At 31.5% G+C, this 15,127-nt stretch carries 14 protein-coding genes; 1 reads left to right on the top strand and 13 read right to left on the bottom strand.

Features of this window, described 5'->3' with window-relative positions:
- Positions 1–188: 188 nt before the first annotated feature.
- From J3477_RS19855 to J3477_RS19795, 13 genes are all read right to left on the bottom strand, one after another.
- Positions 189–944, bottom strand: coding sequence for a nitroreductase family protein (locus J3477_RS19855; RefSeq protein WP_206871691.1), 756 nt, complete (start codon positions 942–944; stop codon positions 189–191).
- Positions 945–1,071: 127 nt separating this feature from the next.
- The gene (locus J3477_RS19850) at positions 1,072–1,968 is read right to left on the bottom strand and encodes an MBL fold metallo-hydrolase (RefSeq protein ID WP_206871689.1); all 897 of its coding nucleotides are present in this window, start codon (positions 1,966–1,968) and stop codon (positions 1,072–1,074) included.
- A gap of 35 nt (positions 1,969–2,003) precedes the next feature.
- Complete coding sequence (locus tag J3477_RS19845; RefSeq protein ID WP_206871688.1) at positions 2,004–2,978, bottom strand: 2-hydroxyacid dehydrogenase; 975 nt, start codon at positions 2,976–2,978, stop codon at positions 2,004–2,006.
- A 263-nt stretch (positions 2,979–3,241) separates the two neighbouring features.
- Entirely contained in the window at positions 3,242–4,207 is a 966-nt protein-coding gene (locus J3477_RS19840; RefSeq protein WP_206871686.1) for an ABC transporter ATP-binding protein, read from the bottom strand.
- A complete protein-coding gene (locus tag J3477_RS19835; RefSeq protein WP_206871684.1) occupies positions 4,200–5,183 on the bottom strand; it encodes an ABC transporter ATP-binding protein in 984 nt (327 codons plus the stop codon). Before J3477_RS19835 ends, J3477_RS19840 begins: the two co-directional genes overlap by 8 nt.
- A gap of 6 nt (positions 5,184–5,189) precedes the next feature.
- A complete protein-coding gene (opp4C, locus tag J3477_RS19830; RefSeq protein WP_206871683.1) occupies positions 5,190–6,107 on the bottom strand; it encodes an oligopeptide ABC transporter permease in 918 nt (305 codons plus the stop codon).
- A 17-nt stretch (positions 6,108–6,124) separates the two neighbouring features.
- The gene (locus J3477_RS19825) at positions 6,125–7,081 is read right to left on the bottom strand and encodes an ABC transporter permease (RefSeq protein WP_206871682.1); all 957 of its coding nucleotides are present in this window, start codon (positions 7,079–7,081) and stop codon (positions 6,125–6,127) included.
- Between the two features lie 63 nt (positions 7,082–7,144).
- Entirely contained in the window at positions 7,145–8,851 is a 1,707-nt protein-coding gene (locus J3477_RS19820; protein ID WP_206871679.1) for an ABC transporter substrate-binding protein, read from the bottom strand.
- 379 nt (positions 8,852–9,230) lie between these two features.
- Positions 9,231–11,471, bottom strand: coding sequence for an ABC transporter permease (locus J3477_RS19815; RefSeq protein ID WP_206871677.1), 2,241 nt, complete (start codon positions 11,469–11,471; stop codon positions 9,231–9,233).
- Positions 11,471–12,169 (bottom strand): ABC transporter ATP-binding protein, encoded by a 699-nt coding sequence (locus J3477_RS19810; protein WP_206871675.1) that lies wholly within the window; start codon positions 12,167–12,169, stop codon positions 11,471–11,473. Before J3477_RS19810 ends, J3477_RS19815 begins: the two co-directional genes overlap by 1 nt.
- Positions 12,170–12,194: 25 nt before the next feature.
- Complete coding sequence (locus J3477_RS19805; protein WP_206871673.1) at positions 12,195–12,842, bottom strand: TetR/AcrR family transcriptional regulator; 648 nt, start codon at positions 12,840–12,842, stop codon at positions 12,195–12,197.
- A 219-nt stretch (positions 12,843–13,061) separates the two neighbouring features.
- Positions 13,062–13,547: a hypothetical protein gene (locus tag J3477_RS19800; protein WP_206871672.1), complete on the bottom strand. Its 486-nt coding sequence runs from the start codon at positions 13,545–13,547 to the stop codon at positions 13,062–13,064.
- A gap of 20 nt (positions 13,548–13,567) precedes the next feature.
- A complete protein-coding gene (locus tag J3477_RS19795; protein WP_206871670.1) occupies positions 13,568–14,257 on the bottom strand; it encodes a hypothetical protein in 690 nt (229 codons plus the stop codon).
- Positions 14,258–14,679: 422 nt separating this feature from the next.
- Here J3477_RS19795 and J3477_RS19790 point away from each other — a divergent pair, with 422 nt between their 5' ends.
- Complete coding sequence (locus J3477_RS19790; RefSeq protein ID WP_206871668.1) at positions 14,680–15,081, top strand: RrF2 family transcriptional regulator; 402 nt, start codon at positions 14,680–14,682, stop codon at positions 15,079–15,081.
- Positions 15,082–15,127: the final 46 nt, after the last annotated feature.

Below are 15,127 nucleotides of genomic sequence, written 5' to 3'. Positions count from 1 at the left end.
TTCGATCCCAAATCTATTTTTAAAACCCTCACGGTTTCTGGTGAGAGAATTTAAAAATATAAATTTTATTGCGAAGTGGCTCATCTAAAAAGGAGTTATTACAATATAAACAATGTTAGTTTATATATGATAACTCCTTTTTCATACTTTCATTATTAACAGAAGACTTTTTTCACATCGTTATATATTTAATCTATTTCTACATTTCCAATATTGAAATATCCTTTTGGAGCAGTATATGTTGCAGTTTCATTAAGTAAGAACTTAACTTCTTTACCTGAATGCTTTGCTGCTATTGATAGATGGCACAACCCGATTCCCATATCAATTTTATTCATTTTTTCCATTATAAGAGCTTTGATAGGATTAAGCTTTATACAATTAGCATATAACTTATTTCCTTCTATATCAAAATGCCATGGCTGACTATTAGTTGCAGATGGTGCTATTCTTACAGCTTCTAATAATTCATCAAAATCAGCTTTATCTCTTATAGCTTCTATTGAGTTTCTTTTAAATTCTGACCTATCACTTCTATATAAACTCTCAGTTGGTTTCCCAAAAGCTAGCATTATAACAAATTCTAGTTCTGATTTACTTACTATTTCTTTTGCAGGTTTAGCCATTCCTTGCCAACAAGCACCTAATCCATTAGCTGACAAGTATAAATCTAGTTGTTGAAGCATAAAACCTACATTAGTTAAATATCCATCTTTATTCTCAGAAAATACAACCACATAATGAGGTGCTTTTATAGACATAAAACTTTTAACATCATTTTGAGATATAACCTGTAGATCTGTTTTAATGCCAGATACTAAAGGATTAAGGTTACTTATAAAGCTTTTTATATCACTTAAAGTTCTGTCATCTAAGGGACTCATATCATACTTTCTTATAGATTTTCTTTTATACATGGTCTCATAAAATTTTGAATTATCCATTCATATTACCTCACAATAAAATATTTTTATACTACTAATAATAGTACTAATATTCATTAATAGAATTATTTATATATAAATTTAACATAATAAATATTTATAATAAATTTTCTGTTTAATATGTTAATTAGCCATTAACGCTATAGTAGTACAGCCTTCCATTCTCTACTGAAGAATTAATTCTTCCTTTGTTATAAAGATATGATAAAAATGCTGACATTGATGAATAGTTTAAATGATATTGCCTAAAATCAATATCTAAGTCATTAAGTATTGTTAGATTTTCTAATAACTCCTCTTTTGTCAAAGGCTTTTCTAACAGTTCTATCATTTGATTACAGTAATTCTTGATATTATCAATGTTTTTATCTGCTAACTCTATAATGTCCTCTTTCTTAAAAATATCTTCTGCATGGCTTATAACAAAATAGTCTGCATCTATTTCTTTTATCTTCTCTAAAGAAATAAGTGCATTATCTACATCAAATAAGTATGGAAAAGAATATTTTTCTAATATTGTCCCACTGTATAAAGCATCTCCTAAGAAACATACCTTATCTGAAGTAACTATTCCAATACTTTGTGGAGAATGGCCCCTTAACACAAAAACCTCAAACTTGTCATCATTTATCTTGGTATTGCCTTGATCTAAAACATGGTCTACAGTTAAGTCTTTGCAATCATCAGAAAGATTCTTTGGACTAGTAGCCGTATATAACATGTTTGCCCTTAGTTCCATGTTTTCCATATACAATTTCTCTTTTTCTGACGTATATACTATACATCCAGTATAATTGTTTTTGAAATAATTGTTTCCACCACAATGATCAGGGTGACTGTGTGTATTTACTATATACTTAACATGAAGATTATTTTCCTTCAACACTTCTTCAATCTTTCTTGCAGCAGAATTATTTATTCCAGTGTCAATAAGAAGACAGTTTTTATTCTTATAACTATAAACCCCAATATTAGTTGGAGCTTTGATATAATAAGTATTTCCGTTTATTTTAGTTAGCTCCATATATAGCTTCATTCCTTCCTATGTTTAAAACACTTTTAAATTTTTAACTCTGGAACAATATTAGGTGCCGTTCCTTCAGTTAAAGCCTTTACAAGATTTTTAGCAGCTAATCTAGCCATATCAAGTCTTGTATCTTCATTAGCAGAGCCTATATGTGGAAGAGTAACTACATTATCCATCTTTAATAATGGATTGTCAGCTTTCACTGGCTCAACATCAAATACATCCAAGCCCGCTGCTCTTATTTTTTTATTTTGCAGCGCTTCTATCAATGCTTTCTCATTTATAGTTTTTCCTCTTGAAGCATTAATAAATATTGCACTAGGCTTCATTAAATTGAATTGCTCTTCATCTATAAGATGTAAAGTTTCTTCGGTCAATGGAGTCATTATAACTACGAAATCTGATCTTTTTAAAAGCTCTTCCATGGTACAATACTCTGCTCCTAGTTTTTCTTCAACCTCTTTTTTTCTACTTCTGTTGTAATAAAGTACATTCATATCGAACCCTAAACTTGCTCTTTTGGCTACCGCCTCACCTATTCTTCCCATTCCAATAATACCAAGGGTTCTATGATGAACATTTGCACCGTAAAGCTCAAGATCATCATCTTTATTCCACTTTCCGGACTTTACATATCTATCTAATTCAGTTATTCTTCTTGCACAAGCAAGCATGAGTCCAAATATTAAATCAGCAACAGTATCATCAAGTGCACCAGCTACATTGGTGCCGATTATATTTCTTCTTTTCATAGCTTTTAAGTCAAAATTATTGTAACCTACAGACATATTGCTAACCACTTTAAGGTTTGGAGCTTTTTCTAATAACTCTTCATCTATCTTAGTTCCAGATGTTAAAAGCCCATCTATATCCTTCAACTTTTCTAAAAGTTCTACCCTAGTTATGTCTTCATCTGAAATCCATTTTTCTAAATCACAATACTTAGATATATATTCCTCCACCTCATGTGGAATTGGTTTTGCTATATATACTTTTGGTCTACTCATAATATACCCCCAATTTGCTTTATATAGATTATTTATGGCTCTAGTTATTATTTAAAAAATATTTCACAATAGTACACCGTTATCCTAAAATACTATGGTATTATTTTATAATGTTAGGCTATGTTTAAGAGTATCTTTGAATTGAATTGGTATAATCTTAATTATACTCTTATTTAAAGTTAGTTAACAACAAAACTAAAGTTATATGGTACATTTTTCTTAAAATGAAAACCAGTCTCCAAGTATTGAGACTGGTTCATTACTCACACTAAATGACAAGCTACCTCATGTCCTTCTATAACCTTCTTGAACTGAGGAACTTCTATAGTACATTTTTCTGTGGCATAAGGACATCTTGTATGAAATCTACATCCTGAAGGTGGATTAGCGGGACTTGGAATATCACCTTTCAAAATAATTCTATTTCTTTTCAAGGTAGGATCTGGGATTGGTATAGCTGATAAAAGTGCCTTAGTATAAGGATGAAGCGGATTATTAAACAGTTCATCTCTATCAGCAAGTTCTACTATGGTTCCGAGGTACATTATAGCTATCCTATTGCATAAATGTTCTACTACACTTAAATCATGAGATATAAAGAGATACGATAATCCTCTTTTTTCTTTTAAGTCACTGAACAAATTTATTATCTGAGCTTGTATAGATACATCTAAGGCAGATACAGGTTCATCTGCAACAATAAAATCTGGTTCTAAAGCCATCGCCCTAGCTATAACTATACGCTGTCTTTGACCACCTGAAAACTCATGAGGAAATCTATCTATATGATATGGTGCAAGCCCGCATAACACTAGTACCTCTTCAACCTTCTCCCTAACATTTTCAGGTGTTGCTAATCCATGTTGAAGCAGTGGTTCTCCTATTGCATCTCCTATCCTCATGCGAGGATCAAGTGAACTATATGGATCTTGAAATATATACTGCATCTTAGGACGGAGTTTTTGAAGTTCCTTTTTAGATAACTTATGAACATCCTCTCCATTAAATAATACTTTACCAGCTGTCTTATCATTCATTCTTAATATTGTTTTACCTATGGTAGTTTTACCACTTCCTGACTCACCTACCAATCCAAAAGCTTCCCCTTTGTTAATTACAAAACTAACATCGTCAACAGCTTTTACACTTTCTTTTGATTTACCTAAAACACCTTTAGCAATTGGAAAGTATTTTTTTAAGTTTTTTACTTCTAATAAAGCTTTACTCATTTTGAACTCCTTCCTCATAAAGCCAACAAGCTGTTTTATGTCCCTTTGAATCCATATTAAGTTTTGGAGCTTTGTTTTTACAGATTTCCATACAATGCTCACATCTATCGCTAAAATAGCAAGATTCCTTAAGATCTAAAAGATTAGGTACTTGACCTTGTATAGAATAAAGACGTTCTTTTCTTTGACCTATTATCGGTTTTGATTTTAGGAGTCCTTTAGTGTATGGATGCTTGGTCTCCTTGAATAATTCTAAAACAGGAGCTTCTTCAATAACCTTTCCCGCATACATTACAACTACATAGTCTGCCATTTCTGCAACAACCCCCAAATCATGGGTTATTAATAGTATTGATGTATTAAACTCATCTTTAATGTTTCGTAATATATCTAAAATCTGTGCTTGAATAGTAACATCTAATGCAGTTGTAGGTTCATCGGCAATCAAAAGTTTAGGCTCACAACTTAAAGCAATAGCAATCATAATACGCTGAAGCATTCCTCCACTAAGTTCATGTGGATATGCATTGAATATATCCTCAGCTCTTGGAATTCCAACCTTATTTATTAGTTCAATTGCTTTTTTATGAGCATCCGCCTTACTCAAAAGTAAATGAACCATTAGTGGTTCAAGCATCTGCTCGCCTATTGTAAATACAGGATTAAGCGATGTCATAGGTTCTTGAAATATCATAGCAATATCCTTTCCCCTAATATCTCTCATCTCATATTTATTCAAATCAAGTAAGTCTTTATCCCGAAAAAGTATCTCTCCATTCTCAATCTTACCTGGATCACTTATAAGTCTCATTATAGAAAGAGAGGTTACACTTTTACCACAACCTGATTCTCCAACTACACAAACAACCTCCCCTTCATTAATTGAAAAACTAACATCATCTACAGCTCTAACAACATCCTTATCTACATAAAAGTAGGTTTTTAAATTTTTAACTTGTACTAATATTTTCTTCATAATTAATTACCTACCTTTCATCTTAGGATCAAGTGCATCTCTTAAGCCTTCACCTAGTAAATTTATAGATATAACAGTGAGGAAAATAGCAGTTCCTGGCGGCATCCATAACCACGGCCTTTTCTGAAAATCTATTAGATTATTTGCTGAATCAATCATGTTTCCCCATGATGCTGTTGGTGGTACTACTCCTAGTCCTAAAAAACTCAGCACTGATTCACTTAAAATAGCTCCTGCTACATTCAGAGTAGCAACTACCAATAGTATTGGAATTGTATTTGGTATCAAATGATTGAATATCTTCCTCCTATCACTGAGCCCTAAAACTTCTGTAGCCTGCATAAAAGGTTGTTCTTTAAGAGATAGGATCTGTCCTCTTATAAGTCTTGCAAGCCCTGGCCATCCTACTAAACTTAACATTACCATAACTATATATATGCGGTACTCTCCAGGAACCTTCCACTCTGAAAGAAGCGCCCCTATAATCATAAGTAATGGCAAGCTAGGTATAGACATTAATATATCTGCAAATCTCATTATTATATTATCAACTATTCCTCCATAAAAGCCTGAAATTGCTCCTAAAATTGCTCCCAATAACACTGATACTACCATTGAAGCAATACCTATAGTTAAAGAAATCCTTCCTGCCTGCATTAACCTTGTAAGAATGTCTCTTCCTAACTTATCTGTACCAAGCCAATGCTTCGCACTAGGCGCTTTAGTTATACTTGCAGCATTAACTGTACCTGAAACATAAGGAGAAAAAAGTGGCCCTATAAAACTAAAAATAAGCATCAGTATTAAAAAAGCAAGCGCTATCATTGCTAATTTATTTTTTCTTAACTTTTTAAAAGCCTGCTTCCATAAAGATTGTGATTTTGCTATATTATTTATGCCTTCAACACTCTTTGTCTTAATCATATTTCCACCTCATCTCTCTATCTAAGTCTTATTCTAGGATCAGCAGCAGCATATAATATATCTGCTAAAAAATTTCCTATAATGGTGAGAAAGGATAAAAACATAGTAAATGCCATGAGCACAGGATAATCTCTATAACTTAAGGCTTCTAATTGAATTCTTCCAACACCTGGCCAGTTAAAAATCTGTTCTGTTATTATGGCACCAGAAAATAAGCCAGGAAGTTCAAAACCTAATAAAGTTATCGCTGGAAGTATCGCATTTTTCAAAGCATGTTTAAATATAACTGTCTTCTCTTTTAATCCTTTTGCTCTTGCTGTACGAATAAAATCTAATCTAATTACCTCAAGCATACCTGTTCTAAAATATCTGGTAAGAGATCCTATGCTCAAGAAAGTAAGTATTGCAATCGGAAGTATCATATGCTTTAAAACATCAAATACATAAGTAAATCCGGTATAATTACTTCCAGTATCAATCATACCTCCTACCGGAAGAAGTTTTAAATCTATTGCAAAGAACTTAATCATGAGAAGTCCTATAAAGAATGAAGGAAAAGACATCGAAGCAAACACTCCTAATGTAACTATTCGGTCAAAGACGGAATACTGCTTTAGTGCAGAAAATATACCTATTATAAGTGCTATACTCCAAGACAGTATCAAAGTAAATACTGCTACAATAAATGAATTCCATATATATTTATTTAAAAGTGAAGTTACAGACTCTTGATACTTTAAGGAAAAACCAAGATTACCTGTAAACGCATCCTTCATCCAATTAATATAACGTGCAGGTATGGGCCTATCTAATCCATACAAAGCTTTGAGCTCATGCGCTCTTTGAGGTGTAAGTTGTAAGTTAGAATCTATATAATCTCCAGGCAATAATGCAAATAGAAAAAACACTATCATAGATACTCCAATCAGTGTAGGAATCATCTGTATAAATCTTTTTAGGATGTACTTTTTCATAGCTTTCCTCCTTTTAATATATCTTCAAAAAGGCCTAGCATAGGCTAGACCTTTTTCACAAGACTATTGTTTTATCTTTACTTTTGATAGAGTTGCTCCAATTCCGTTGAAATTGTCAATATTCAAGTCTTCAATTCTGCCATTATATCCCGAAATCGACTTTCTATAATTTAAAAGTATTATAGGAGGATCATTGCTAAATTCCTTATATAATTCCTTATATATAGACTTTCTCTTCTCCACGTCAGTAGTTGCTAACCCGTCAAGTATAAGCTTATCAACCTTAGGGTTTGAATATCCTGAAAGATTAGCTTGAGATGTTGATAAGAACTCTCCTACAGCATCATTAGGATCTCCAAGCATTGATGTAGATACAGCAGCTAAATCATAATCACCCTTTTTTAGTTTTGCAACTAATGCATTAAAATCCATTATTTCAGCATTGAAATCTACGCCAATAGCTTTGTAATTTTCTTTTGCTATTGGAATTAACTCATCATCCTTACTTCTAGCTAAATAATTAATCTTAAGTTTTTGTCCGTCCTTTTCACGTATTCCATCTGATCCGACTTTCCATCCTGCTTGGTCTAATAAACTCTTAGCTTTTTCAGTATCAAAAGCATATTTATTTACTCCATCCTCTGAGTAGGACCATAAAACTGGAGATGCTGGTACATTTGCAACTTGACCATATCCCTTGTAAGTAACATCAACATACTTTTGACGATCTAATCCATATATAAGAGCCTGTCTCACAAGAGTATCCTTAAGATAAGGCTTTTTATTGTTAACATATAAAAATCCATATGTGTTTGCTGTAGCTATTCTTATATTAGCAAAACCTAGGTTCTTTAATTGGTCTACTGTATCTTCATCTGCGGTAAATCCATCATAATCAGTTTCACCAGTTTGAAATAACTGAAGCTTTGTATCTTTTGCAGTGACCTTGTATATTAAATGTTCCACGGAAGGTTTTCCACCATAGTAATACTCATTGGCAGTATAACGAATTTCTTGCCCAGGAACATATTTATCAAATTTATATGGTCCAGCTCCTAAAGGTGCTGGATATAGAGCTTTCAAGTAATCAAGCTGTCCTTTTTTATAATCTTTTCCATAATAAGCTTTTGATAGAACTTGTACTCCTAATAAGGTTAAGCTTTGTGCATTTACTTTTTCAGTTGTTATTTCTATTGTTTGAGGATCAACCACCTTTATTCCTGAAATTGAAGTTGCTGACCCTTTCTTATAATCTTCTCCGCCTTTTACAGAAGCAAGTGAAATATCTATATCTCCCGAATATGCTGGATCGTGTAAAAGTGTAAGTGTGAACGCTACGTCATCTGCAGTAAGAGGTGATCCATCACCAAACTTTAAATCTTTTCGTAAATGAAAGGTGTATGTCAATTGATCTTGTGATATATCCCATTTTTCAGCAAGATCCGGTATCGGTTTACCATTCTTATCTAATCCTACTAATGAACTAAAGATAGGAGTTGTTGCATTACCATCCCAACCATTGTCATAAAAATATGGCAAAAAAACTCCTCCAGGTGCTGAAATTGCAGCAACAAAGGTATCTTTACGATCCTTCGCTTTTTGTACATTTTTACTTAAATCTGCTGCCTTTATTATCTGCTCACTGGTATCCTCAACCTTTTGCTGTACTACAGCCGTATTTTCCTTGTCAGACTTATCAGCTGAGCATCCTGTGATTATAAGCGCAGCACTTAATGCTAAAATCATAGTTTTTAATAATGTTTTCTTCATTCTTACGCCCCCAATAAAATTATTTTTCTAAAAATGCATAAAAAAATAGCCCCTTAATTAAATTTTCTTATCACAGCCTTATTTCTTAGTATTCCTATAAACTTACTATACTTTATTATAGTTACCCATAATATTCCTGTCAATACTTTATTTTAAAGTAAATAATTAATTTAACAGTTAACCTTCAGCATGGATTTAGGAGTTGTAAAAGCACTGTGTTGAAATTAAGTGGTAGTCCTCTGATGCTTTAATGAGTTTGAGTTTATGCGAAAAAGGCCCCTATAAAGTCCTATCAAGTAAGATAGACCTTTTAGGGACCTTCATAATTATCTAAATTAATATTTTATAACTGCTAATTTCAGCACTTCATAACTTTCTTTTACTCTACTCTAGATTTTAATGCCTCTGTCATAGAGATTCTATTAACCTTCCTTCTACTTACAGACTTTGATACTTCATAGGTTAAATAGATTACTATAAACCCTATTAAAACATAAATATAATTAATTCTTATAGGCATTGCTAAGTTCATGCTTTTTGTAGCAGAGCTTATCATTTCATTAACTGAAGCTAAAAGCAGCGGTATTCCTATTAGATAACCTAGTACCACAATAAAGGAAGAGCTGTTTAATATAAGTGAGTAAACTTCCTTTTTTCTATACCCTAGCACCTTCATTAGAGATATATTTTCCTTATTTTCTTCTATTATCAAAGAAGTAACCACATATATAACTATAAGCCCTATAATAAATGCCATGAAGGATATTGCTCCAACATAAGCCTGCATTGGCTTAGTTAAGGCATCAAAGGCATTTTTAATTTCATCAAGCGTGGCAGTACTAAGAAGTTTCTCTTTAGGTATATTTAGTGCTTCCTTACTCATAAGTCCCATGTAACTCTCTTTAGGATAACCTAACATGGAGTTAAAATTACTTATCGGCATATAAATATACTCACCAATATAGGTATCCGCAATACTATCCACGGTTATATCATATTCTTTTGAATCAAGCTTATTGATAAGTTTTACCTTATCACCTATCTTAAGCTTTAAGTTGTCAGCTAAAGGTTTTGTAAAAACAACTTTGTTTGTATCAACTTTGTTGCCTTTTGAATCTTTAAGACTTATATATTGAGAATCTCCTTCTATGCCATACAAACTAAAACTGTGTTTTTTATCTGATTTTAAGCTAAATGGTGATATAGAAAATTTTTCTGCATTATCACTTTTACCATTCTGAAGTGAGTTGAATAAATACTGATATTGGTACTTATATGTGTTCTCATAAGTATCCTTTACGAGGTAATCCATGGAACTCTTCATTACAAAACCTAGCAGAAGAAGCATAGTTGCAAAAGCTATTCCAAGTAACAAAAAGATGCTTCTAGGTATACTTCTAAGCTGCTCTCTTATTTTAAACTTTGTAGAAAATCCAAGTTTATCAAGCCTCAATCTTCTTTCAATGAATCCAACCTTGCTCTTTTCTCTCCCACCTCTAATTAGATCTAACGGAGAATTTTTTAGAGCCTTATTAACCACGAAGTATCCGCATAGTCCTAAGAATACTATTGGGAGTAATAAACTTATAATAAGGTATTTAGGATCGTACTTCATAGGTCCCATAGGCATATTGAAGTAAGCTAGCATCACCTTAAGCATTGGTTTAACTGTAAGTGCTCCTAAGAAAGTACCAATAATTCCACCTACAACTGCAACCGATAAAGGATAAGTTATATAATGCCTCATTATTTCTTTCTTTCTATATCCAAAGGAATAAAGGGTTCCTATTAATGCAAATTCTTTTTTTAACATTCTCCATATAACTATACCTGTAAGTATACATGTCAAAAGTAGTATAAATATAGGCATTGAAGTACTCATTTGCTCTATACCATCTACCTTTGCAGTTTCATACGTAACCCTTGGATTCTCAGTTACATTACTCCACTTGAGAATTATTATATTTTGCTCCTTTAAGTAATTCTTAAATTTTGCTATATTATCATCTACATTTTCTCTATTATTAAATCTTATTGCGTAGGAAATATTTCCTTGGCCGATTGCACTTAAGTCTTCTTTACTAATAACCGCTATTCCAAAACTCTTTGGATCATTTAATATGTCACTTTCTTGCTTTATAACATATATATAGTTCGGCATAGACATAAAACCAGAAACCTTAAAACTTTTAGAAGCAATAGTTACGCTATCTCCTATCTTAATAGAATTAGCATTTGCATATGCCGGATCTATAATTATATCTCCACCTTTTAAAGTAGTTCCTTCAATGGCGGCAGGCACATTAACCTTTTTGTTTTCACTAAATATTCTAAGAGTCTTTCCTTCAGAAACGGTATAATCAAAAGTTTTTAATTCTTCCATACGGAGGTTAAACCTTGATTCTAATTCATCTATGTTTTTGATTTGTTTATCAGCAATAAAACTAGCATCTTCTTGATAATACTTACTTTCAAAAGCTGCTGAAGTATTCTTCATGCTTACGGTGAGCTGATTAAACATCGTATAAAGCATGCAACTTATAATGATTAATAATAATGATCCAATATACTGAGATTTATTTTCTAGCATGGTTCTCTTTATTTTGTTATTTATAACCATTACCACTCAATCCTTTCTGCTGGTAAGATCACTTTATTTTCAAGCTGCTCTACTATTTCGCCATTTCTAACCTTGTATACCTTATTTGCCATATCGCTTATTGCATTATTATGAGTAATCATAAGTATTGTAGTTCCAAACTCTTTGTTTACCTTTTGCAATAGCTTTAATATATCTCTTGAGGTAGTAAAATCTAATGCACCTGTTGGTTCATCACATAAAAGAAGCTTTGGATTTTTCACTACTGCCCTAGCTATAGCTACTCTTTGCTGCTCGCCCCCGCTTAACTCCTTTGGGAATCTATACTTTTTCTCAAGCATTCCTACAGCTTTAAGTACCTCATCTGTATTTAGAGGATTTTTGCTTATATTAGAAACAACCTCAATATTCTCTCCAACAGTCAAGTTAGGAATTAGATTATAAAATTGAAATATGAAACCTATCTTTTCTCGCCTATAATCTGTAAGCTTTTCATCATTAAGTGCTATAACATCTTCATCGTCTACTATAACTCTTCCGGAATCACTACGATCTATACCTCCGATTATATTAAGTAAAGTTGACTTTCCTGAACCTGAAGGACCAAGTATAACTCCTATCTCCCCTTTATCCAAGCTCATACTAACACCTTTAAGCACCTGCGTTACAACATCTCCAGTTACATAGCTCTTTTTTAAGCTAGAAATCTCTATAAACATGATTACCTCATGCCTCCCTCACCATTTATGATTTAGTCCCTAGTCCGTTTTTTAGAAGTTCGATCATACTTTTAATGTCTTTTTCTATAATCTCAAAGCTCTCATCCACAATATCTTCTCCAGCTTCCCTTGCCCTATTCATCATGCGCTCTTTAATCTTCATTGATACACCAGAAATGAATAAAGCTATTATTTCATCTTCTATATCTGTTCTTATGCTCCCATTTCTCTTTCCATCCTGAACAATCTTTAATATATACTCATCCGAAACCTTCATCATATATTTCATCGATTCGTTAGTTAAATGATTATACTTTCCTAAAAAAACATCCTGAATGAAAATAATCACTTCTCTTTCATCATTTACCTGAGACCACATATCCTTAGAACTTTGATATAAATAATCAAAAATATTTATATTGTCATCTGCTAATACTAGGTATTTACCATATTTATTCATGACAAGTTCTAAGGACCATTGTAGTGAAAATAAGAATAACTCCTTTTTGTTCTCAAAATATTGATACATACTACCTTTTGCTACAGAAGCAGTTTTTGCTATATTGCCTATGTTAGCATTTTCAAAACCATTATTTGAAAACTCACTTACAGCTGCTCTCATTACCTTCTCTCGTTTTTCTTCATTAAGATTGAAAAAAGTATTCTTTGGCATATGCTCCCACCTTAAATTTAAGTTAGAGATCATGACTTTTAAGTCACATGACTCCTTAGTCACAGTATATGACTGACAAGTCACTTTGTCAATACGTTATTAAGACAAATAAATTTTGAAATACCTTTGTAAATTTTCATATTAGATTATAATAAAAAAGGATATATTAACTATGTCCCAGTGGGAAATTAATATATCCTTTTACTATAAAAATTTAATTTAAATAAATTGGCTAAAGTTATGAAAAGAGTAATTAGAATTTTTAGAAGCATCAACTAAAAGATATGTTGATAATTCTGTATGCAATCCCTCTCTTAATAAACTCATTAGTAATATAGAAGTATCAATGTCACTTGGACACATTTGCCCTAATAAGCTTTTTAAAATCAGACATACTTCTTCAAAAGTAGGCTTTTGGTTGACATGAAGAACTTGCTTTAAGTCGTCATCTACAAAATGACTCTTTTTAGGTATTTCCACTAATTCGCCCCTAAATCTTTTTTCTAATATATTAAAAACATAGCCCAATTTTCTTTTTAACTCATTGTCAATTCCTTTGTATAAAAGCCAGTGTGTATATTGATACCTTGGATCTGGCATTTTTGATTTGGATAAAAGTCTAACTACTTCATTTAATTTGTCTACTTTTTCTTCAAGCTCATTGATTTGTTTTTGCAAATCTTCAACTATTCCATTTTCGTTCATAACTCTCTCCTTTAAATACTTTATTTTCTCAATTTCTTATTCATATATCTATCAAATTCCACCTGATATTTTTTAACAAGATAATATCTGTAAATGTTATGAATTAAATTTTCAAAGATATAACCAAAGATAAGAGTAGCAAAACTTACTGATATAAGTGCAAAATTTTTATTAGGGTATTTAGTTGCCATATCAGCAAAACAAATAACTATAACGACTACTGTAATAAAAATACTAAGTAATTTTCTCTTATAGATTCTTCTATTATATTGATTATACCCTTCCTTTTCATACTGTTTTATTATAGAAATTTCAGTTACCAAAATATAAATATATATAATTATGCATATTACAACATAAATTATAGCCTTATTATGTAACTCAAAAAACATACCCTCGCAAAATATAAGTATATAAAAAACAGATGATATTAATCCTACCATTCCAGAATATAATACAAAACTTTTTTGCTTTTTTTTCGTATTTATAAATATGTACACACCCCATAAATCAAAAAAAATCAATATACCTAAGTAAATAATATTCTTAGGTTGATATATACTTTGTTTTAACCCCATATCATTCAAAAAATTAATAACTGCTAAGTCAAACAAATTAATTAGGCCTAATATTCCAATCATAGATTGCCTTATATATTCCACTCCATCTATATCCAAATAATCCCTTATTTTTATAAATTCAGCATTCATACTTCTATTTTCCCCCTTTAGCATTTAAGAAAATGCATATAATGAGATTTTATTTTTTATTATGGATGTGCCACTTTGCAATTAAATTTATTTTAAATTTACTCACTAGAACCCGCGAGAGTTTTAAAAATAAATTGCGGAATCTAAGTTGCACATCTCTATATGTACTGCAAATTTGCTAAACATAATTATAATAGTATGATATATCCTTAAATTACAATTTATATTATATCATTAATAGCTAGAATTTTAGCTTTAATTTATTAGCATATATAACGAAATTTATTCGAAATAATCTTAATGCACTTTATCTCAGCATGATTGAAATTAACTTCTGCTAGCTAAAGCATTGACAGAAGCAATTATTAAATTTAAAATTATAGACAAATAAAGTCTGTAATACCTATTAAAGGGGGTATATTTTGAAATATACGAAAGCTACAAACTATGCATTACATACAATTGCATTCATGATGAAACACGATAAAACTGACAACTTAGGCTTACAAACACTAGCAAAACATTTCAATATATCTTCTACCTATCTTTCAAAAATCTTAACCCAGTTAGTTAAAGCTGATCTAATCCAATCAACTCCTGGTGTTAACGGTGGTTATATCCTACGTAAAAAGAAAGAAGAGATTTCATTTATGGATGTAATCAAGGCCATCGAAGGCACTGGAGCAATGTTTAACTGTGATTTACAAGAGGAAGGTATATGTTCCATTCTTAAAGTAATGGAAGAAGCAGAAACTGTGATGGAAACTTATCTAAAGAATAAAAAAATTTACGAGGTAATTCAAAATTTTTCAACAAATGAATAGGTAAAAAATAATCTTTCTTACCTATTCATTAATATACAATCTGAAT

Source organism: Clostridium zeae, assembly GCF_017312485.1.
Classification (GTDB): domain Bacteria; phylum Bacillota; class Clostridia; order Clostridiales; family Clostridiaceae; genus Clostridium_AR; species Clostridium_AR zeae.
This window is presented reverse-complemented; position numbering and strand designations above follow the sequence as displayed.